This window comes from Rhizobium sp. Leaf371, from assembly GCF_001424045.1.
Taxonomy (GTDB): domain Bacteria; phylum Pseudomonadota; class Alphaproteobacteria; order Rhizobiales; family Rhizobiaceae; genus Ferranicluibacter.
Map to the genome: position 1 here is coordinate 532,312 of NZ_LMQB01000001.1, position 20,316 is coordinate 552,627.

At 63.5% G+C, this 20,316-nt stretch carries 16 protein-coding genes; 8 read left to right on the forward strand and 8 right to left on the reverse strand.

Going from position 1 to position 20,316, the window contains the following annotated elements; genetic code table 11:
- Positions 1–115 precede the first annotated feature (115 nt).
- Positions 116–1,765, forward strand: coding sequence for an energy-dependent translational throttle protein EttA (gene ettA, locus ASG39_RS02360; RefSeq protein ID WP_062592426.1), 1,650 nt, complete (start codon positions 116–118; stop codon positions 1,763–1,765).
- A gap of 423 nt (positions 1,766–2,188) precedes the next feature.
- Here the strand turns inward: ettA and ASG39_RS02365 are convergent, their stop codons facing one another.
- The gene (locus ASG39_RS02365; RefSeq protein ID WP_200943853.1) at positions 2,189–2,710 is read right to left on the reverse strand and encodes an AAA family ATPase; all 522 of its coding nucleotides are present in this window, start codon (positions 2,708–2,710) and stop codon (positions 2,189–2,191) included.
- 147 nt (positions 2,711–2,857) lie between these two features.
- Between ASG39_RS02365 and ASG39_RS02370 the strand changes: the two genes are divergently transcribed.
- On the forward strand, positions 2,858–3,871 hold the full coding sequence (locus ASG39_RS02370) for a metalloregulator ArsR/SmtB family transcription factor (RefSeq protein ID WP_062592428.1): 1,014 nt from the start codon (positions 2,858–2,860) through the stop codon (positions 3,869–3,871).
- Complete coding sequence (metF, locus tag ASG39_RS02375) at positions 3,872–4,783, forward strand: methylenetetrahydrofolate reductase [NAD(P)H] (RefSeq protein WP_062592430.1); 912 nt, start codon at positions 3,872–3,874, stop codon at positions 4,781–4,783. It begins immediately after the preceding gene.
- Positions 4,784–5,177: 394 nt separating this feature from the next.
- Here the strand turns inward: metF and ASG39_RS02380 are convergent, their stop codons facing one another.
- On the reverse strand, positions 5,178–6,134 hold the full coding sequence (locus ASG39_RS02380) for a DMT family transporter (protein WP_062592432.1): 957 nt from the start codon (positions 6,132–6,134) through the stop codon (positions 5,178–5,180).
- Positions 6,135–6,493: 359 nt separating this feature from the next.
- Between ASG39_RS02380 and ASG39_RS02385 the strand changes: the two genes are divergently transcribed.
- A complete protein-coding gene (locus tag ASG39_RS02385) occupies positions 6,494–7,852 on the forward strand; it encodes a cation:proton antiporter (RefSeq protein WP_156468016.1) in 1,359 nt (452 codons plus the stop codon).
- A gap of 67 nt (positions 7,853–7,919) precedes the next feature.
- Here ASG39_RS02385 and ASG39_RS02390 read toward each other — a convergent pair whose 3' ends face one another.
- From ASG39_RS02390 to ASG39_RS02405, 4 genes are all read right to left on the reverse strand, one after another.
- Positions 7,920–9,179, reverse strand: a complete 1,260-nt coding sequence (locus tag ASG39_RS02390) for a lytic murein transglycosylase (protein WP_062592436.1) — start codon at positions 9,177–9,179, stop codon at positions 7,920–7,922.
- A gap of 210 nt (positions 9,180–9,389) precedes the next feature.
- Positions 9,390–10,190 (reverse strand): GH25 family lysozyme, encoded by an 801-nt coding sequence (locus tag ASG39_RS02395; RefSeq protein ID WP_062592438.1) that lies wholly within the window; start codon positions 10,188–10,190, stop codon positions 9,390–9,392.
- Between the two features lie 240 nt (positions 10,191–10,430).
- On the reverse strand, positions 10,431–11,081 hold the full coding sequence (locus ASG39_RS02400) for a class I SAM-dependent methyltransferase (RefSeq protein WP_062592440.1): 651 nt from the start codon (positions 11,079–11,081) through the stop codon (positions 10,431–10,433).
- A gap of 5 nt (positions 11,082–11,086) precedes the next feature.
- A complete protein-coding gene (locus ASG39_RS02405) occupies positions 11,087–12,367 on the reverse strand; it encodes a DUF3419 family protein (protein WP_082476854.1) in 1,281 nt (426 codons plus the stop codon).
- A gap of 251 nt (positions 12,368–12,618) precedes the next feature.
- Here ASG39_RS02405 and ASG39_RS02410 point away from each other — a divergent pair, with 251 nt between their 5' ends.
- Complete coding sequence (locus tag ASG39_RS02410) at positions 12,619–14,040, forward strand: bifunctional diguanylate cyclase/phosphodiesterase (RefSeq protein ID WP_062592442.1); 1,422 nt, start codon at positions 12,619–12,621, stop codon at positions 14,038–14,040.
- 245 nt (positions 14,041–14,285) lie between these two features.
- Positions 14,286–15,650 carry a serine hydrolase gene (locus ASG39_RS02415; RefSeq protein ID WP_062592445.1) on the forward strand — a complete coding sequence of 455 codons (1,365 nt, stop codon included), beginning with the start codon at positions 14,286–14,288 and terminating at the stop codon, positions 15,648–15,650.
- A gap of 156 nt (positions 15,651–15,806) precedes the next feature.
- Here the strand turns inward: ASG39_RS02415 and ASG39_RS02420 are convergent, their stop codons facing one another.
- Both ASG39_RS02420 and ASG39_RS02425 read right to left on the reverse strand, forming a co-directional pair.
- The gene (locus ASG39_RS02420; protein ID WP_062592447.1) at positions 15,807–16,835 is read right to left on the reverse strand and encodes a lytic transglycosylase domain-containing protein; all 1,029 of its coding nucleotides are present in this window, start codon (positions 16,833–16,835) and stop codon (positions 15,807–15,809) included.
- Between the two features lie 292 nt (positions 16,836–17,127).
- On the reverse strand, positions 17,128–18,342 hold the full coding sequence (locus ASG39_RS02425; RefSeq protein WP_062592448.1) for a pyrophosphate--fructose-6-phosphate 1-phosphotransferase: 1,215 nt from the start codon (positions 18,340–18,342) through the stop codon (positions 17,128–17,130).
- Positions 18,343–18,689: 347 nt separating this feature from the next.
- On the opposite strand from ASG39_RS02425, the gene ASG39_RS02430 reads away from it, so the two are divergent.
- Positions 18,690–19,397, forward strand: a complete 708-nt coding sequence (locus ASG39_RS02430; protein ID WP_062592450.1) for a DnaJ family molecular chaperone — start codon at positions 18,690–18,692, stop codon at positions 19,395–19,397.
- Positions 19,394–20,161: an N-acetylmuramoyl-L-alanine amidase gene (locus ASG39_RS02435; RefSeq protein ID WP_062592452.1), complete on the forward strand. Its 768-nt coding sequence runs from the start codon at positions 19,394–19,396 to the stop codon at positions 20,159–20,161. The genes ASG39_RS02430 and ASG39_RS02435 overlap by 4 nt, the downstream gene beginning before the upstream one ends.
- Positions 20,162–20,316 lie beyond the last annotated feature (155 nt).

Genomic DNA, 20,316 nt, shown 5'->3' on the forward strand with positions numbered 1-20,316 from the left:
CTGCGCGCTTCAATTCCGCATCGGGGTGGAAATGAGGGCGGGCGTCATTGCTCCCCCGGCGCAATTCGCCTACATAGCGGGCCAAATTCCATTTCCCGCGGAGCATTGATCGAGCATGGCGCGTCAATTTATCTATCACATGGCCGGGCTGAACAAGGCCTACGGCACGAAGAAGGTCCTGGAGAACGTCCATCTCTCGTTCTACCCGGATGCGAAGATCGGTATTCTCGGCCCGAACGGTGCCGGTAAATCGACCGTCCTGCGCATCATGGCGGGTCTCGACAAGGAATATACCGGCGAAGCCTGGCTTGCTGAGGGTGCGACGCTCGGCTACCTGCCACAGGAGCCGCACCTCAATCCGGATAAGGACGTGCTGGGCAACGTCATGGAAGGTGTGGCCCACAAGACGGCCGTGCTCGAGCGCTACAACGAACTGATGATGAATTATTCCGACGAGACGGCCGACGAGGGTGCGCGTCTGCAGGATGTCATCGACAGTCAGAACCTCTGGGATCTCGACAGTCAGGTCGAGATGGCCATGGACGCGCTGCGCTGCCCGCCGGCCGATGCCGATGTCGCGGGCTTGTCGGGCGGTGAGCGGCGTCGTGTCGCACTCTGCAAGCTCCTCCTGTCGCAGCCCGATCTCCTGCTTCTCGACGAACCGACCAACCACCTGGATGCCGAAACGATCGCCTGGCTCGAAAAGCACCTGCGGGAGTACCCGGGTGCCGTCATGATGATCACCCACGATCGCTACTTCCTCGACAACGTCACGGGCTGGATTCTGGAACTCGACCGCGGCCGTGGCATTCCCTATGAAGGCAACTACTCGGCCTACCTCCAGTCCAAGGCCAAGCGTCTTGCCCAGGAAGGCCGTGAGGATGTCGCCAAACAGAAGGCGCTGTCCCGCGAGCAGGAGTGGATCGCGTCCAGTCCCCGCGCACGCCAGGCCAAGTCGAAAGCGCGTATCCGCGCCTATGACGAGTTGGTGGAAGCAGCCGAGAACCGCAAGCCCGGCGAGGCGCAGATCGTCATTCCGGTCGGCGAGCGGCTCGGTCAGGTGGTCATCGAGGCCGAAAACCTGTCGAAGAGCTATGGCGACCGCCTGCTGATCGACAACCTGACATTCAAGCTTCCTCCGGGCGGCATCGTTGGCGTCATCGGCCCGAACGGCGCCGGCAAGACGACCTTGTTCCGGATGATCACGGGTCAGGAAACGCCGGATACCGGCAAGATCACCATCGGGGAGACGGTCGATCTCGGTTATGTCGATCAGAGCCGCGACTCGCTGGGTGGCGACAAGACCGTCTGGGAGGAGATTTCCGGCGGCAACGACATCATCAAGCTCGGCAAGTACGATATGAACAGCCGCGCCTATTGCGGCGCCTTCAATTTCAAGGGCGGCGACCAGCAGCAGAAGGTCGGCTCGCTTTCGGGCGGCCAGAGAAATCGCGTCCATCTTGCCAAGATGCTGAAGGACGGCGGCAACGTCATCCTGCTCGACGAACCGACGAACGATCTCGACACGGAGACGCTTTCGGCTCTGGAAGAGGCCCTGGAAGCATTCGCCGGCTGCGCCGTGATCATCAGCCACGATCGCATGTTCCTCGATCGGCTCGCGACGCACATCCTCGCCTTCGAGGGCGACAGCCATGTCGAGTGGTTCGAAGGCAACTTCGAGGATTACGAGAAGGACAAGGTCCGTCGTCTCGGCCCGGAATCGGTCAATCCGCGCCGTGTCACCTACAAGCGCCTGACGCGTTAAGCGTCGGTCCAAGGGGCTTCGCGTCGTTCAGCCCGCGCCAGATGCATGCGCCTTCGCCGTGAGGCGCATGCGTTCGATTGCAAGGATGTTGCGCCGACGTGTCAGGCGTGTCGTTTTAAGGAAATGTCGGTGCGGCCCAAGGGTATGGCTCTCCGGTCGATTTGATCGGCGTGCATTCCGCAGCAGGGGAAAGACGGCAGGGTCATATCCGATGCATGGCTCTATCGCGTGTTCGATCCACACGCCGGACATCTGTAGCTCGGCGTGGCAACCGCGTGACGTTTTTGTGAATAAGCCGGCTTGCTCCAGAGGGCGGCCGCCGGACGTTTGGTGGATTGAAGCAACGCGAGACGGCGCATGACGGAACGATCGAGGGCGTTGTCTTGGTAGCCCCGGGATAACGCCAGAGCCGCTGCATTATCCCTATGGGGTCGGCCTGAGGCTTCGGATCCGGGCCGCAATTTGTGCTGTTAGCGCCTTTGGGCTCGAGATCGCGGTGTCCAAGGTCAGATCGGGTGGTCCGTCCCAAGGCTCATCGTCATGGATCAAGATCCGGTCCCGCGAGGGTTTGATCAGGCCGATGACATCGCTTTGACGGCTTTCGGCTCGCCGCCGATGCTCGTGGACGTCGCTGCAGATCAGGCGCACTTCGAGGGGAATGGGGCCTGTCTCTAGTGCGACGGATCGCCATGCCTTTCTGGAAGCCTTGACCGGATTGACGCAGTCGGCGACGACGATGTGGCCCAGCCGAAGGTTGTCGGCAGCCCCAGCTTGGGCGACGACATATCCAAGTGGACTGTCTGCCATAGGGTGTCGGCTGGACTGCAGAGCGTGTTCGATACTGTCGATGCGCACGTGGACGGCGGTTAAAAGGCGGCAAAGGCTGGTTGCTATCGTCGTCTTTCCCGTTCCTGGCAAGCCGGAGAAAACGATCAGGATCGACATGACATTGCCTCGGAGCCGGTTGGATCACGTCGGTATTCTACCGTTGTCGGATTTTGTGTCCAGAAAGGTTGTTGGCCAAGCCGTCTTTCTCCTTGCAGGCTCCTCCGTTATCACATAAACATATCTTTATGTGTTGATGGGAAGAGCATGGCGAGCGAGATCAGATTGCGGCTGGAGGACGTGGTGGATGTGCTGAAGGCGGCGGGCGAGCCCACGCGCCTGAGGTTGCTCGCACTGCTGGCTGCCGGAGACCTGACAGTGACGGACCTGACCGAGATTCTCGGACAGTCCCAACCGCGCATTTCCCGTCATTTGAAGCTTTTGACGGAAGCGGCGCTGATCGATCGCTACCAGGAAGGTGCCTGGGCCTATTTTCGGTTGCGGGGGCAGGGGGACGGCGTCGGGTTGATCCGACAGGTTCTCGACGCGGCGGATAAGGACGACGCGGTTCTCGCCCGGGACAGCGAACGTCTGACCGCACTGAAGCAGGCGCGTTCGGATCGGGCGCAGGCCTATTTCAGCCGCAACGCGGCCGAGTGGGATGCGATGCGGCGGTTTCATGTCAGCGAGGCCGAGGTGGAGGCGGCGCTGGTGGCAGCCGTCGGGCCGGAGCCGGTCGAGAGCCTGCTCGATCTCGGAACGGGCACCGGGCGCATCCTGCAGCTCTTCCAGGGGCTCTACCAGACCGCAACCGGTGTCGATGCAAGCCGCGACATGCTGGCGGTGGCACGCGCCAATCTGGATCGCACCGGCGTCTCCAAGGCATCCGTGCGTCATGGCGATATCTTCAATCTTCCGCTCGATGGTCGCCAGTTCGATCTGGTGACGATCCATCAGGTCCTTCATTTTCTTGAGGCGCCGGAAGCGGCGATCGAGGAAGCGGCGCGTCTTCTGGCGCCGGGCGGGCGCTTGGCGATCGTCGATCTCGCGCCGCATATGCTGGAGCATCTGCGTCAGGATCATGCCCATCTGCGCCTCGGTTTTTCCCATCAGGTGATGGGAGAGTGGCTGGAGACGGCCGGCCTCTCCGTTCAGCGCGTCATCGATCTTTCGCCGAAGGCGGCGCAGGAGACGCCGCTCACCGTTACCATCTGGATCGCGGTCAAGTCCGCCGATTCCTCCGCCGAACAAACCCGGCGTCTTGCTGCAGGAGCCCGCTGAATGTACACCCGCACGCTTTACCCGGCCGAGCGCGGCGATCTGCGCCTCTCCTTCGAATATTTTCCGCCGAAGTCCGATGAGATGGATGCGCAACTGACGCGGACGGCGGCGGCGCTGAATGCCTATGCGCCGGAATTCGTGAGCGTAACCTATGGGGCGGGCGGGTCCACGAAGGCGCGGTCGCTCACCACCGTTCGCCGGCTGATCGACGATTGCGCCATCCCGAACACGGCAGCCCATCTCACCTGCGTCGGTGCGCCGCGGGCCGAGGTGGATGCCGTGGTCGATGAATTCGCGGCCGCCGGCGTTCGGCATTTCGTGGCGCTGCGCGGCGATCCGCAGGGCGGGATCGGCGCGCGCTACCAGCCGTTTCCGGATGGATACGCGAACGCGGCCGCACTTGTCGAGGCGCTGGCGCGCCGCGGCCGGTTCCAGATTTCCGTCTCCGCCTATCCGGAGAAGCATCCGGAAAGTTCCGATGTCGATGCCGATATCGATATGCTGAAGCGCAAGGTGGACAATGGCGCGACCCGCGCCTTGACCCAGTTTTTCTTCGATAACAACGACTTCGAGCGCTACCTCGAGCGGGTGCGCAAGGCGGGCATCACCATTCCGGTCGTTCCCGGTATCCTGCCGATCAACCAGTTCTCGCAGGTCTCGAAATTTGCCGGCCTTTGCGGCGCGCGCATTCCCGAGGCGCTGGCTCTGCGTCTTGCTCATCTGGACGAGTCTCCCGAGGAGCGCTTCAAGGAGGCGACCCATATTGCCGCCGAGCAGATCGTCGATCTCGCGCGCAGGGGGGTCCGGGATTTCCACCTCTATACGATGAACCGCTCGCCGTTGATCACGGCCGTCTGCGATCTCGTGGGTTTCAAGCGGTTGGACGACATTGCCGAGGGTGCCGCGGCCTAAGGTCCTGCGGTCTCATTCACGGCGCCAGACGTACAAAAGCCCTCGAAGGTTCGTTCGAGGGCTTTTGCATGCCAGAGCAGAGAGACGATCTTCTCCCGTCCCACGCTGAGAGTGTCCCCATCGGCCTCCATCCTCAAGGCCGGCAGGTTTTCATCTCCTCCTAGATGAAGAGCATCATCGCAACGAATGCGAACGAGGCACCTATCATGAGAACATTCACGGACCGTGCGATTCCCATTCAACCCTCCAAGCGTTAACGCCTGAAACATAGGTTGAAAATGTCACACCTCCAAGAAAATCTTGTGCTGCATTGCAGCGCCATAGGGCGTGGCGAGCCTATTCGTACCCTTAAGATATTGTTTCCGAAACCTATTTTGAAATTAACGATTCGTTTTCAGGTGTTAACAACATCCTGACGGGGCTTCCTGCGGGCCAGCAGGCGGCCATCGAGAACGATCAGACCGGCGGCAATCAGGGTCATTCCGCCGATATCCGTGATGTCGAGACGCTCTCCCAGAAAGGCGAGCCCGAAGAGGAGCGCGCTGGGCGGCACCAGCAGCGTGACGAGCGACGTATTGGTCGCGCCGGCGCGCGCCATGATCCGGAAGAAGAGGATGTAGCCATAGGCGGTCGATACGAGCGCCAGTGCGAGGATGGCGAGGATCGTCGTCAGCGGCGGCATCGCCAGCGTCCATGGGTGGTCCGCCAGCAGCGAGACCGGCAGCATGATCAGGCTCGAGGCGGTCAGCTGTCCGGCGGCGGTCACGGGCGGCGCCAGTCCGCGGAAACGGCGGCCATAGATACCTGCGAAGCCATAGCTGATGGCCGCGCCCAGCGGCAGGATGAGCGCCCAGAGCGGAATGCCGTGGGATGTGGCGCCGAGATGGCCGAGAGCGCTTGGGCCGATGAGCAGAACCGTGCCGGCCAGGCCGAGCGCGGTGCCGCCGATCTTCAGCGGGCTCAATTTCTCGTCGTTCGTCAGAACGTGGGCCAGGAGGACGGTCCAGATCGGGGTTGTCGCGTTGAGGATGGACGCAAGACCGGCGCCGATCTGTGTCTGGCCGAGAAAGATGAAGCTGTGCGGGATGGCGTTGTTGAGCAGTCCCAGCACCAGAAAGGCGCGCCACCGCGCTGCAAGCGCCTTGTAGATGTCGAAACGGCCGCGAACGAACAGATGCAGTGCCAGCGCGGCGATCGAGACGCGCAGAAACACGAGCGTGAAGGCGGGGACGTGCTGGACGGCGATGCGCCCGAAGAAGAACGAAGCACCCCAGATGAGCCCGAGCAGCGCCAGTAGTCCCCAGGTGAGCGGCGTCATCCGCGTTTCCACCGGTGTTGTCGCGATCGTCATGTCGTCCTCCTCGCTCTGCGCTCGGGCACCTTGCGCCTTCGTTCCCGGTCTCTGCCGGGGGCTGTAGCGCAGTTGTCCGTGTCTCATCCACCCGTTTCTTGCTCGACGGGGCAGTGCGCTCTCCGAAGGGCCTTCAGCCGGACGGTCCGGCCTCGCTGAGGGTTGACCTTGGACGCTTCATGCCGATCATGCCGGTCTGTTCGGCTCCTTGATCGCAGGTCTGCGGTGCTGAGGGTCGATGCGCATGGATAAGGAGAGGGCTGCTGCAAACGTCATCCACCGCCCATTCGGCCGCAGAGGCGGCCGGTCACGGACAGGATCTCGTCTCGATCGCGCTGGTCATCGCGGTCGCCGCCTTGATGGGGCTCGGCTTCCTGCGCCTGCGTCAGCCGCCGCTCGTCGGGTTCATCCTGGCCGGTGTGGCGCTCGGGCCGACCGGGTTCGGGTTCATTTCCGACAGCGAAAACGTGACGCTGCTGGCGGAGATGGGGGTGATCGTGCTCCTGTTCTTCATCGGCATGGAGCTGTCGATCCGGGCTTTCATTCTCAGCCTCCGGCAGGCCCTGCTCGTCGCCGGCGGGCAGATCGGCGTGTCCGTCCTCCTCGCGCTGATCATGTCGGGTGTCTCCGGAACGCCGCTTGCCGAAGGGCTCATTCTCGGCTTCGTCGTGGCGCTCTCGTCCACCGTCGTGGCGATGAAGATGCTCGATGACCGCGGGGAACTGCGCAACGAGACCAGCCGCATCGCGGTGGGCGTCCTGATTGCGCAGGACATCGCCGTCGTCCCCATGCTCATTCTCGTGACCAGTCTCGGTGGCACTGAAGGCGGCGGCGAGATCGGTTTCGTCCAGATCGCGATCAAGATGCTTCTCGCCATCGGGCTGCTCGGTGGCCTCCTCTGGTGGCTCGGACGTCGGGGAAAGCTGCGGCTGCCGTTCAGCGCGGCGATCGAAGGCAAGGTAGAGATTCTGGCGCTCGGCGCGCTTGCGGTCTGCTTCTCTGCGGCGGCACTCTCGGGCCTTGCAGGCATGTCGCCGGCCTATGGCGCCTTTCTCGCCGGCATCGTCATCGGCAATTCGACGCTGCGCGCGCATGTCATCCCGGTCATCGAGCCGATCCAGAGCGTGCTCCTCGTCGCCTTCTTCCTGTCGATCGGGCTTCTCATCGATCTCACCTTCATCGCCGCGCATCTGGTCCTCGTCCTGTCGCTCGCCGTCGTCGTCATTGCGGCAAAGACGGCGCTGAACATCGCGCTGCTGCGCCGAACGGGATCGCCGCCGCAGGTGGCGCTCGTCGCGGGGCTTTCCATGGCGCAGATCGGCGAGTTCTCCTTCGTGCTCGCGGCCGCAGGCCTTTCGGCCGGGGCGCTCGATCTCGACGCCTATCGGATTGCGATCGCCGTCACGGCGCTCTCCCTTCTGGTGTCGCCGCTGTGGGTTTCGATCATGCACAGGCTGGACGGGCTGGCCGCGGAGCACCGCGAGAGCTACGGCCACGCCTTTGCGATCGCCTATCAGCGGGAGCTTGCCGAGGTGTCGCGTGGCGGTGCGGCGCTGGTGGGCATCGGACGCGCGTTGCGCCTCCGCTATCGCGCGCTGCGGCTGGCCCGGCAGCATCGGCGCGACCAACCGGCCAAGGGCGGCTCCGCAGAGGATACGCCCGGCGCAGACACGTCCGGAGACGACGTCTCCGACGATCACGGATCCGGCAGAACCTGATACGACAATGCCAAACGCCGCGGTCGTTTCCGACGCGCGGCGTTCGATGCCAGGGGATGTCTGACGTTTACGGCAGGGCGTCGAGGACGGCCTGGGTCGCCCAGCCATCGGCGGGAATGCCGAGGCGCTGCTGCTCGCGCTGCAGCGCTGCGCGGGTGCCGGAGCCCAGAATGCCATCGATCTTGCCGACATCATGGCCGATGGCGTCGAGCTTGGTCTGCAGCACCTTCATGGCTTCGTCATTGAGGCCGGGTTCCGGATTGCGCGCCTCGTATGGCGGGGCGCCGGCAAGACGGGTGGCGAAGTAGGCGGCGGAGGTCGTGTAGATGAACGACTGGTTCCATTCGAGGTAGATGTTGAAGTTCGGATAGGTCATGAAGGCCACGCCCTTGCGGCCCTGCGGGATGACCACCGAGGCGGGGAGGTCGCCGAACGTCGTGTTGCCGTCGCGCGGCTTGACGCCAAGCGCAAACCACTGCCCGGCCGTCATTCCGGGCTGCAGGCCCGTCTTCTCCCAGGGCAGGTTTTCCGGCAGCGTAACTTCCTGGATCCAGGGCTGGCCTGCGGTATAGCCAAGGCTCTTGATGAACTTCGCCGCCGTCAGGATCGCGTCGGCCGAGCTGTCCTTCAGGTTGACGTGGCCATCGCCGTCGCCATCGACGCCCTGCGCGATGATGTCTTCGGGCAGCATCTGCACCTGGCCGATTTCACCGGCCCAGGCGCCCGTGGTGGTCGCGGGATCGAGGTCGTCATGCTGGACCATCTCGATGGCGGCGATCAGCTGCGGACGAAACATTTCCGGACGGCGGCAGTCGTGCGACAACGTCACGAGCGCGTTGCGCGTGTTGAAATTGCCCTGAACCGCGCCGAAATCCGTCTCCATCGCCCAGAAGGCCGTGATGACCGGTGCGGGAACGCCATATTCCTGCTCTGCCCGGGCAAAGACGCTTTCATATTCCTTCATCTTCTTCGCGCCGATATCGAGACGCGCCTTGCTGACGGTGCGGTTCGAAAATTCGGCGAAGGTCTGCTTGAAGACGCCCTGCGCCCGGTCGCGCGCCAGCACCTTGTCATCGATGACAGCGCCGGCCAGCGCCCGGTCGACCACGTCGGCCGGAATGCCCTTGGCGACGGCTTCCGCCTTGACGCCGCTGAGGAAGCCCGCGAGATCGCCGCCGCACGGGGCGGCGGGAGCGGCTGATGCGGGCTTTTCGGCGGGCGGTGTCGCGGTCTGGGCCGATGCCGGTCCCGAGACGGCAGCCGACGTCATCAGCGCGAGCAGGCTGGCAGCGGCGAGACGGGACGGGAGCAGGCGAGTGCGAAGCATGAGCGGGTCCTTCGATTCAATTAGGGCAAAACAATACGGGTACGCCAAGGCAATGCGGGTCGGGCAAACCAATACGGGCAGACGCCACGACAAGGAAAGTTCGCCGGTCGCAGGACCGGCGATGTCAGGCCGCTCTCACACGGCAATAGGGCGGAATGAAGAAGCGGGCGCAAGGAAGCCGGAGCCGGGAGCCCCGCGGCAGGGCGAGCGTCAGTTGCCGGCCACCTGCTTCGGCTCTGAAACGGCCTTCACCCATTTACGCCAGTTCTTTTCGGAGCCGGCGAAGACGTTGATGTCGGTGTTGCCGGAAATGCCGGGGATCTGTCCGGTGCTGGTATACTGCCAGAAGGCCCAGCGACGGTCCTTGTAGATCTCGACCGGATGCTTGGCGACGGAGCGCACCCAGAAGTGATGCTCGTTGAACTGTCCGACGAGATTGTCGCGGTGGAAATCGACCGAGGTGTAGATGATCGGGCGCTTGCCGTAATAGGCTTCCAGCCGATCCATGAAACGCTTCATCTCGGTCTGCACGGTCAGCGGCGAGGGGCGATAACGGCAGGTCTTGGATTCGCCGTTCCACTCCACGTCCAGAACCGGCGGCAGATGGACGGCGCTTCTGGGAACGTTGCGGATGAACCAGTCGGCCTGCTCATCGGCCGTCGAGCAGAAATAGTAGAAATGATAGGGCGCATAGGCGATCCCGGCGGCGCGGGCCTGTGGCCAGTAGTCCGAGAAGCGGGTATCGACGACGTCCTTGCCCTCGGTCGCCTTGATGAAGGCGAAGGACACGCCGGACTGCTTGACGGCCGTCCAGTTGATATCGCCCTGCCATTTGGAAACGTCGATGCCGTGGATGCTGTGATGCTGGGGCGTGCGCACGCCGAAATCCTGCGGATCCTTGTCCTGGAAACGGGGCGATATGGAGGCTGTTTGCACGAGGTCGTAATCGGTCGACGTGCACGCGGACAGCAGCGAGACAAGCGGCAGAAGAGCAAGGAGCAGCCGGCGCATGGAGTTCCCGTTCGTTGATGATGGAACGTTGTGCCTCACCCGTGACTGCCCATATGTGCCGACCCCCGGAGACCTGAACCCCATGTTCATCATATCAACGTAAAAATTGGGTTAGTTTCAAGCCCTGATCGCAGCATAGCGTTCGTGGCTTGTGTCAAACAACCCTCCAAACGCTCCGATCCGCCGGGATCGTCGGCCTTGCAGTACCCGTATCTGGCGGGAGGCCGCCTCGAATAAAAGCTAGGTGCGTCGGCAGATGACCAGCCATGCATAGCCACGGCCGAGCGCTTTCGTCTCCGTGCTCAGGCCGCGCGCGCGGGCTTTCGCCGTCACAACCGCCATCAGGCGGGCGCGCGGGGTGACATGGAAACGGGTGAGCCATGCCGAGAGGATGCGGCGCGCGATCGGCGGCAAGCCTTCCTGCTGGCCGAAATCGGCAATGTGCAGCGAACCGTCTGGCGCCAGAGCGTCAAGCGCCGCATCAATCGCCTTTTCCCAGTCCGGGATCATCGACAATGCGTAAGAGATGACGATCCGCTCGAAGCCCTCGACGCCGAAGGCGCGGGCCTCGAAGTCCGTCGCATCCGCCGCCTTCAGCGTCGCCGCGCGGCCGGCCAGCGCCTTTTCGGCGGAGATCAGCATTTCCGCCGAGATGTCGAGGCCGTAGAGTCGTGCTTGGGGATAGCGCTTGGCGATGAGCGCCAGATTACGCCCGGTGCCGCATCCAACCTCCAGCACCCGGGCACCGGCGCCGGCGTCCAGACCGTCGATCAGCGTATCGCGGCCGAAGAGGTAATATTTTCGTGTAGCGTCGTAGATATGGCGTTGGGTCCGGTACATCCGGTCCATGCGGCCGGCATGCGCGCTGTCGGAAACCAGGGATTCGGTCATGCGGCTCAGGCCTGGCGACGGTAGATGTGGAAGCCGCCGTAGATCGCGGAGCGATCCTTGACGTTCAACGCTTCGGATTTCGCCTGATCGTAATGCCAGTGCGCCAGGAGGTCGTCCGAGACGCGGCCTTCGAGAATGCTGCGTTCGGCCGCGGTGCGGAAGATGACCACGGCGCCCGGTGCGGCCGTGCGGGTGATCTCGCTCCAGAGATCGTCCAGTTGCTGGTCTGTCATCCAGTCCTGGGCATCGAGAAGCACGTAGCGATCGACGGTGCCCGGCAGTTTGCGCGCCAGAAGGTCGGTGAAGCTTTCATGGTGGACGTGGACGCGCTCCGCATTGTCGCGAATCGCCTCGTAGGCCTCGGGCTGCAGGTGCAGGGGCAGCATGCCCTCATGCGGCAGCGGGTACCGGCGGCCGAAAGCCTGCCAGGCGAAGTAGTTGTGGCGGAGCGGAAAATGGCAGACGAGCTTTTCGAGCCGGTGGCGCAGGACGGGCGCCAGCGTCTTTTCGCTGCTGAGGCTCGCGAGCTCGTCGAACTGCTGCGGGGGAATGCCGAGGCCGAAGAGCGAGCTCTTGCGGCCGGTCAGCCAGCGGATCACCGGACGTTCGAACAAGGGTGCCAGACGCTCGTCGAAGAACTGGCGCTGCTCCCGCATCGAGCGGGTGGCGGTCAGCTCCGACGGATCGACGCCATGAGCGCGGGCCAGCATATGGGCGAGCCAGATGAAGCGGCCGAGCAGGCCGGTCCGGTAGAGATTGGCGCCGAACACGGCGATCCGCCGGCGACCGTTCAGCTTGCGGCCTTCCCAATAGCTGCGCGTGAACGCATCGAGATGCTCGGCGATGAACCTGTCATAGGCGGCCACGTTGGAGCTGAGGTCTTCTCGGGCGAGAAAGCGCACGAGATCGCCCTGCGCCGGGAGATGGCGGAAGGCGGCGAGCTTTAGGCGGTTCAGCGCCACGTGGTGTCGGTTGAGATCAACCACATCGATGCGCTCCGGCATGGCGGAGAGATAGGCGAGCATGTTGCAGCCGCCGGAGCCGATGGTGACGATATGATGTTCCGGGCGGATCTGCATCGCCTCCATGTCGACCGCCGGGTCCTCCCAGATCTGCGGGTAGACGAGGCCGGAGAAGAGCAGGCCGAACAGGCGCTCGGACAGGCCGGAGGCCGACAGCGGCCGGTGCTGGATCAGCGCCTTGCGAAGCTTCTGGTTTCGACGCCGGCTGGGAGTATCCGCAACGCGCGGGGAGGACACGAGATCGGTGGGCGCAAGATCGGTCATGGTTAACAGCCGTTCGTTGAAGATGCGATGCTTCTAGGATGCTTGCGCAACACTTTCGTGACGTGCGCTCGGAGGGGGCTGTGGGCGGCTGTGGTGGGGCCCGTCGGCCTCGGCTTTCGGATGCTCTTCGTTTACCAATACGGCAGACTCCGCTTGGCACGACGCTTGGCATGCCCCACAAGTATAACATGTAGACGTCTGTCGGATTTTACCCGCCGGGACGGCATCGTGCCTGACCGAGCGAAATGATTATGTTCGGAAAGACCATGATGCTGGAGTGGCTGCAGAAGAGACGATCCGGGCGTAAGATCCTCGTGCATCCGCAGGGTGCCCACTCAGCTGCGGCGCACGCCAGCGGCCGTGACGCGCTGCCGATCGCGCCCATTCTGCACATCGACCATCTCACCGGCATCTCCAATCGATTCGCGCTCGAGCACGATTTGACATCGCTTTTGAACGATTCCCGGACGGAGGGGCGGGGGGCGTTACTCCTCATCGATCTCGATCGGTTCCGCTTCATCAACGACACGATGGACCACGCCGCCGGCGACGAGGTGCTGATCCAGATCGCCACGCGTCTGTCCCAGGTTCTCAGCGGGGTCGGCACGATCTACCGGCTGGGCGCGGACGAATTCGCGGTTCACGTTGCGGGCGCGCCGTCGCACGGCAAGATCGAGGATGTCTGCGCGACGATCAAGACGGTGATGAGCACGCCCTTCGCGCTTGCAGCCGGCGAAGTCTGGATCGGGGGGAGCATCGGTGTTGCCTTGCCGACACCCGAGGACACGTCCATGTCGGCCCTGCTGCGCCGGGCAGACCTGGCGGTGATGCAGGCAAAACAGATCGCCGGAAACAGCCATGCCTATTACGAGGTCGGCATGCTGGCCGAGGCGTCGGCGCGTACCGAGCTGGAATACGATCTCTCACGTGCGCTCGACCGAAACGAGTTCTTTCTCGAATACCAGCCGATCGTGTGCTCGGAGACACGCAAGATCAGCGCTTTCGAAGCCCTGATCCGCTGGCAGCATCCCCAGAAGGGCGTGATCGCGCCCGATCAGTTCATTTCGATCGCCGAGGCCACGGGCCTCATCCTGCCGATCGGCAACTGGGTTATCCGGACGGCCTGCGCGGAGGCGCGGCACTGGCCGGCGCCGATCGGCGTTGCCGTGAATGTCGCGGGCGACCAGTTCCGCGATCCGACCTTCCTGCCGTTCGTCCGGGATTGCCTGCGTCAGTCGGGAATAGCGCCCGGCCGCCTGACCATCGAAGTCACCGAATCGATCTTCTCCGTCGATCCCGCCGTGATCTGCGACAGCCTGACGGAACTGCGTGCCGAAGGTGTTCGGATCGCGCTCGACGATTTCGGCATCGGCTTTTCCTCGATCAACAATCTGCGCCGCTTTCCTCTCGATCAGTTGAAGATCGACCGCTCCTTCACCAAAGCTATGCTCGGCAGCAAGCGGGATGCGGAACTGGTGGATATCATTCTGCGGCTCGGCAACACCTTCGATGTGTCGACGACGATCGAAGGCGTGGAAACGGAGCGCCAGCTGGAATATGCGCGCTCGCGCGGTGCCAAAGCCATCCAGGGGTTCCTGATTTCGCGGCCGGTGTCGGCAGGCGACGTCTCGGCCATTCTGGATGGCAACCGCGCCCATTCCCTCAAAGTCTGAGCGCTCACTTTTCAGCTCGCGGGCCTCGTGCAGGTCGTCTTGCGGGTTGCGTTTGCGGGGGTGAAACGGCCATAGTGGCAGCCGGCGCCGGCCTGTGCGCGGCGTCCAGCCGCCGCGTGGCCAGTCGCCCGGCGCGGTGCAGGCTCTGCCTTGGAGAGACGCAACGCCCGGCAGCTTCACCCGCTGCACGGTCTTTTGCCGCCGTTTCGGATGGTTGGGGGCCTGCAGTCCTGCGGAACCGGATCATGCGCAGACGCACCTTTTTCATGACGATGGCCGGTGGGCTCTTCACGCTCGTGGCCGGTGTCGGCACCTGGTTGACGGTTGCGCCTCCCGATCTCCTGAAACTTGGCGACAGCTACGCGGCGAAGATCGTCTGTTCCAGCCTGTTCGTTGCCGGGCGCAACGCATCGGAGGTTCTGGCCGACGACGTGCAGGCGCCGGGCCATCCCTTGCTGCGCTTCATCCGCGTCTCCGTCGACGAGCAGCGCAAGACGGTGACGGCACGGATGTTTGGTTTTGCCGCGCCGGGCCATGCGATCTTCCGCGATGGGCTGGGCTGCTCCAACGTGACCGATGGGGCGTTTGCTGCCTTTCCGGGCAACCGGTCGCTGCGCCGACGCAGCCTGGAGCCGGACACGGCGCAGCCCTGGCCGGAAGGTGGCGCGCTGGTTGCGGATGCCGGCATGCAGGCGCTGATCGAGGACGACAGCCGGGCAGGGCCGGGCATGCGGGGTCTGGTCGTCGTCCGCAACGGGCGGATCATCGCGGAGCGCTATGCTCCCGGCTTCTATGCTTCGACGCCCCTGCTCGGCTGGTCGATGACGAAAACCGTCACGGCAGCGCTGATTGGCCTGCGCGTTCGGGATGGGCAGATGACCCTCGACGCATCCGACCTCCTGCCGCAATGGCGCAATGACGAGCGAAGCCGGATCACGCTGTCCGATCTGCTCGGAATGCAGAGCGGCCTCGGTTTCAACGAGAGCTACGGCAGCGTGACGGACGCGACGCGCATGCTCTTCCTCGAAAACGACATGGCGGCCTATGCCGCGTCGAAGACGCTGGATGCGGCGCCCGGCACGCAATTCTCCTATTCGAGCGGCACCACGGTCGTTCTCTCGCGCCTCTGGATGAATTCCTTCGCCAGCCCGCGCGAGGCCCTGACGTTTCCGCGCGCCTCCCTGTTCCGGCCGCTCGGCATGAGCAGCGCCATCCTGGAGCCGGATGCGCACGGCACCTTCGTCGGCTCCTCCTATATGTATGCGACGGCGCGGGACTGGGCGCGCTTCGCGCTCTTCCTGCTGCAGGATGGCGCTTGGAACAACGAGCAGATCCTGCCGGCGGACTATGTCCGCCAGATGCGCACGGCAACCTCCGCCTCGAACGGCCGGTTCGGCTCCGGACAGGTATGGATGAAGACGGGGCCGGAGGCTCAGGGGTTCCCGAGCGACGCCTACTGGATGCGGGGTCATGACGGGCAGTCGATCCTGCTCGTACCCTCCATGCAGCTTGCCGTCGTGCGTCTCGGGCTGACGCCGCGCGAGCTGGGCTATGACGACAGCGTGCTCCATCGCGACATTGTCGCCGCCCTGTCAAAGACGCAGCCCTGAAGGCGCTCTGCTGGTCGTGGAAACGACGCCTGCAAGGAGGGGTTAGGGGCGGCCTCGAAGCAAGGCCGGGCCGTCAAGGTACCTCTCGAGACAGGAGGCGTCATGCGTCATCTCGGACGCAGCTGACCTCTCAGGATCGCAGACAGCGTTTCTGGCTCAGCGCATTCCCAGCGTGTCGAGCAGGCCCTTGCGCTTGGCATGGTAGTAATAGCCACTGGCATAGAGCTTGACGGCATTGTCGTTCTGGTTGTCGGCAACGACCCAGGCGCCGCGGAGATATTGCGTCGCATATTTCAGGTTGGTTTCCGCATCGAACAGGCCTTCCGGCGTTCCCTCGTAGCCGAGACCCTTGGCCGTGTTGTAGCGGATCTGCATCAGGCCGTAGTTGCCGTTGTGATAGGCGCGGGGATTGTAGGTGCTTTCGCGGCGGACGACGCGATGGACCAGGTCTTCCGGAACGCCGTTGAGCTTGGCATAGTGGGTGATCAGCTTGTCGAGCTCGGGACGCGAGCTTGTGGGCTTTTCACGGCCGAGCAGGGCGCTGGCAGCCGATTCCATCTTGGAATAGGCGACAGAGATCAGCTGCGGCTTGGCGGCGGGAACGATCATGCGCTTGGCAACGAGCGTTTCGAGGCCGACCGGTTCGCCGGTATCGAAATCCGACTCCATGCCCCCGGCACTGGCGATCATCGGCTGAACCGCAACCTTCCGCACGGTGATCATCGCATTCGCGGTTTCCGGAAGTGCGTCGGTTGCCGTGTTCGCGAGGAGAGGATTAGCGGTTGTCGTATTGCCCGGTGCGAGAGACGCGACCTCGGTATTGGCGAGCGCCTTGACGGCCGAGGGCGCGCCCGGCGCAGTCTTTGCAGCCTCGGCCGAAGCGGTGGCCATCGGTGCGGAAACGCCAGCTGCGGCGGACGTCTGTTGGGCGGGCGTGGTCGCCGAAGCGTTGGCTGTCTGTGCGGCGAGGGCTTCGACCGCCGTGGCGGCTGCGCCATCCGGTGTCGGGAGCGCGTATGCCGTCAACTCGGTTCCGGGCTTGGCGATCGGCGTCACCGTCTGCGCTGCCATCAACTGCTCCATCGGCGTGCGCTCGACACTCGAACAGCCGACCATCAAGGTCGCCGAGATCAGTGCGCATGCCGTAAGAGACTGTTTATGAAGGGAAAGACGTGAAACTGCCATGCTGTCGCTTTCGTGCTTTTTGGCCCCGTAGCCTTACCAGTGCTGCAGCCAAAAGCCGCCATGTCGTCGCCGTCATTAACCTATATGAAGGCCGCTCGCAAGCGACGGCCGTCATTCGGCTCGGTCGCGGCCTGTCTCCGCCGGCGGAAAGCCCCAAAAGCAAGGGTGCCGGAGCCTGTTTTCGAAGGCCCCGGCACGCGTCTTTCATCCGTCGTTAACACTCCCGACAGATGGCGCCCGATGGTGGAACGGGCCGCCGTGTTCGGGTGCGTCATGTCTGGATCGTCTTGCCTCAGTGCGCAGCTTTCCAGCTTTGGCCGATCGCATCCATGACCTCGCCGAACCAGGGCGTCGCCGTGTCGAAATGCTTGCCGCCGCGGATGCGCGGGAACTCGATCGTGCGCAGCTTGCCGCCCTGGTCCTCGTCGTGGCCGGTGACGCCCGAAACCTTGTCGAGGGCGCTCTGGACCGCGAGATCGACCATGCCCTGAATGAGGCGCAGGTCATCGATATTGGCCGGCGCCGAACGGGCATAGTAGCCAGACTTCTGCACCATCGCGCGCTGGGCGCCGAGAAGGTCGGCAAACTGCTTGGAAAACCAGTTGCCGACATTGATGGTGTCGAGCTTGACGTGGCCGAATGCATCCCGCTTCACGGTTTCGCCGGCGGCTTCGCGTTCGGCGACGATCGCGTCCATGCAGGCGCCTTCGCTGACGAACAGGGTGACATAGCCGGTCCTGGCCATGACGGCGCGCAGGCGCTCGGCTTCGGCCTGCAGGTCGAAGGCCGTCTCGGGCAGATAGAGGCCGTCGATCGTCTTCAGTTCCCTGTTCATCATGAAGCCGTCGACGAATTCGGTCTTCTCGACCGTCTGCATGTAGCTGCGCGCCGTTGCGGCGGTCAGCCAGCCGCAGTGGCGACCCATGACCTCGTGGACGATCAGGGTCTTCGGTGCCGCGCTCTGCTCGTTGCTGACATTGTCGAAGAACTTCGCGCCGTATTCGGCCGCGGTCCACGCGCCGAGCGACTGGCGGATCGGCACGACGTCGTTATCGACGGTCTTGGGCAGGCCGACGACGGTGAGGTCGTAGCCATTGGCGCCGAGATAGGCGGCCAGATCGGCGGCGGTCGTGTTGGTGTCGTCGCCGCCGATCGTGTGGAGGATCGTGACGCCGTCGGAGGCAAGACGCTCGGCTGCGACGCGGAGCGGGTTCTCACCTTCCTTGACGAGGCCGCGCTTGACGCAGTCGGCCGCATTGGTGAGCTTGACGCGGCTGTTGCCGATGGGAGAGCCGCCATAGCGGTGCAGAAGGCCTGCCTTTTCGCGCATCTGCGGCGTGATCGCGATCCGGTCGGCCAGCAGCAAGCCGTGATAGCCGGAGCGATAGGCCATCAGTTCGATATCCGGCGCGATATCCGTATAGCGCTCGATCAATCCGCCGACGGCCGACGAGAGGCACGGAGCCAGGCCCCCCGCGGTGAGCATTGCGACTTTCTGCTTGGCCATGATTCCTCCTCGGGACGATGCCATTCAACGGGTAGCGCACCTCTCCTAGCCCAGAACCATCACAAGTAAAATGACATGAACCGCACGGCTGCCGAGCGTCCAACGCAGAATGCAGCCTTAAATTAATGAGGGCCATCACAAAACTGTCATTCCGGGCCGTCTTCGTCTTGCATTCGCTGCCGACATCTGATCAGACTTCTCCCTCCTGCGCGGGCCCGGACCAAGGATGTCTGTGGTTCCCATGCAACAAAGAGCACCTGCATTGCTTTTGTCCTGACATCACAGCCGGACGAAACGAGCCGGAGCAAGGGGCCTCGACAGGCCCGCCAAACGGGAAAGACTCTTTCATGTCGATCTGGGATAGCCTCATCGGAATCGTGACGTCGACCGGCAATGCGCTGTCGGGTCTCGTCGAGGCGATCCGGACGCTGTTCGAGGGCGATCCGGAAACCCGCCGCAAGGTGGCCTTTTCCGTCGCGATGATTGCGCTGTCGGCCAAGATGGCGAAGGCGGACGGTGTGGTGACCGAGGCCGAGGTTTCGGCCTTTCGCCAGATCTTCAAGTTTCCGGAAGACCAGGCGCAGAACGTGGCCCGGCTCTACAATCTCGCGCGTCAGGACGTGGCGGGATACGAGGCCTATGCCGAGAAGCTCTCGGCCCTCTGCGTCTCCTGCGAAGCCGATTGCCCCGTGCTCGAGGATATCGTGGACGGGCTGTTCCATATCGCGAAATCGGACGGCGCGCTGCACGAGAAGGAACTGGTCTTCCTGCGCCGCGTCTCCGAAATCTTCGGGATGAACGAGGCGAAGTTCGAGACGATCCTGTCGCGCCATGCCTATCTCGAAGGCGTCGATCCCTATGCGTTGCTCGGTGTTTCCCGCAAGGACGACTTCTCGACCATTCGTCGTCGCTATCGCGTGCTCGTTTCCGAGCATCATCCGGATCTTCTGGTCGCGCGCGGCGTGCCGGCCGAGCAGCATGCTTCGGCCAACGACCGGATGGCAGCCTTCAATGCCGCCTATGCGGCGATCGAGAGAGAACGTCGCGCGGCATGAGTCTTCCCGTCTGCGATTTTCCGAAGGCAAGGTTCGTCGCCTCGCCCAATCATAACGAGCGTCTGAACGTTTCCGGCCCGGATCTGATCGTCCTGCACTATACCGGCATGCCGACGGCGGAAGGCGCGCTCGACTGGCTGTGCCGGGAAGAGAGCCAGGTCTCCAGCCATTACTTCGTGCACGAGGACGGCCGGGTCGATCAGCTCGTGGGGGAAGACCGCCGGGCGTGGCACGCCGGCAAGAGCATCTGGAAGAACGAAACCGACATCAATTCGCGCTCGATCGGCATCGAGATCGTCAATGCCGGCCATCCCGGCGGGCTGCCGGATTTTCCCGCCATCCAGATCGCGGCAGTCGTCGAACTGTGTCAGTTTTGTGTCGAACGCTGGTCCATCCCTCCCGAGGGGGTACTGGCGCACAGCGATATTGCCCCCATTCGCAAGGTCGATCCGGGGGAAAATTTCCCCTGGAAGAAATTGTATGAAAAAGGGGTTGGTCACTGGGTCGAGGCCGCGCCGGTGGGCGGCGGACGCTACTTTCAGCGGGGCGACAGGGGCCAGCCGGTCGAGGCCGTGCAGAGCATGCTGTCGCTCTACGGCTATGGCGTTGAGGTGACAGGCGAATTCTGCGACCGGACGCAGGGCGTCGTCGAGGCCTTCCAACGGCATTTCCGCCCCGAACGAATCGATGGAATCGCCGATATTTCGACGCTCGATACGCTGCATCGGCTGCTCGGTTCGCTGCCGCAGTTCACGCGCACCTGAAACCTGTTGCGTTTACCGTTCTGCAGCAATTTGCTGCATCGCCATATGATGACCATGTTCCACACGGATTTTGACACGGTACCGAGGGCGGGGTCCTAAGGGTTGCGTACCGTTCCCCGCTGATGACCATGATCATGGATCGGGCGAGACCGGGG

Excerpts from the sequence above, each read along its gene's own strand:
- ettA (WP_062592426.1), top strand. The coding sequence starts at position 116 with ATGGCGCGTCAATTTATCTATCACATGGCCGGGCTGAACAAGGCCTAC.
- ASG39_RS02365 (WP_200943853.1), bottom strand. The coding sequence starts at position 2,710 with ATGTCGATCCTGATCGTTTTCTCCGGCTTGCCAGGAACGGGAAAGACG.
- ASG39_RS02370 (WP_062592428.1), top strand. The coding sequence starts at position 2,858 with ATGGCGAGCGAGATCAGATTGCGGCTGGAGGACGTGGTGGATGTGCTG.
- metF (WP_062592430.1), top strand. The coding sequence starts at position 3,872 with ATGTACACCCGCACGCTTTACCCGGCCGAGCGCGGCGATCTGCGCCTC.
- ASG39_RS02380 (WP_062592432.1), bottom strand. The coding sequence starts at position 6,134 with ATGACGATCGCGACAACACCGGTGGAAACGCGGATGACGCCGCTCACC.
- ASG39_RS02385 (WP_156468016.1), top strand. The coding sequence starts at position 6,494 with ATGGGGCTCGGCTTCCTGCGCCTGCGTCAGCCGCCGCTCGTCGGGTTC.
- ASG39_RS02390 (WP_062592436.1), bottom strand. The coding sequence starts at position 9,179 with ATGCTTCGCACTCGCCTGCTCCCGTCCCGTCTCGCCGCTGCCAGCCTG.
- ASG39_RS02395 (WP_062592438.1), bottom strand. The coding sequence starts at position 10,190 with ATGCGCCGGCTGCTCCTTGCTCTTCTGCCGCTTGTCTCGCTGCTGTCC.
- ASG39_RS02400 (WP_062592440.1), bottom strand. The coding sequence starts at position 11,081 with ATGACCGAATCCCTGGTTTCCGACAGCGCGCATGCCGGCCGCATGGAC.
- ASG39_RS02405 (WP_082476854.1), bottom strand. The coding sequence starts at position 12,367 with ATGACCGATCTTGCGCCCACCGATCTCGTGTCCTCCCCGCGCGTTGCG.
- ASG39_RS02410 (WP_062592442.1), top strand. The coding sequence starts at position 12,619 with ATGTTCGGAAAGACCATGATGCTGGAGTGGCTGCAGAAGAGACGATCC.
- ASG39_RS02415 (WP_062592445.1), top strand. The coding sequence starts at position 14,286 with ATGCGCAGACGCACCTTTTTCATGACGATGGCCGGTGGGCTCTTCACG.
- ASG39_RS02420 (WP_062592447.1), bottom strand. The coding sequence starts at position 16,835 with ATGGCAGTTTCACGTCTTTCCCTTCATAAACAGTCTCTTACGGCATGC.
- ASG39_RS02425 (WP_062592448.1), bottom strand. The coding sequence starts at position 18,342 with ATGGCCAAGCAGAAAGTCGCAATGCTCACCGCGGGGGGCCTGGCTCCG.
- ASG39_RS02430 (WP_062592450.1), top strand. The coding sequence starts at position 18,690 with ATGTCGATCTGGGATAGCCTCATCGGAATCGTGACGTCGACCGGCAAT.
- ASG39_RS02435 (WP_062592452.1), top strand. The coding sequence starts at position 19,394 with ATGAGTCTTCCCGTCTGCGATTTTCCGAAGGCAAGGTTCGTCGCCTCG.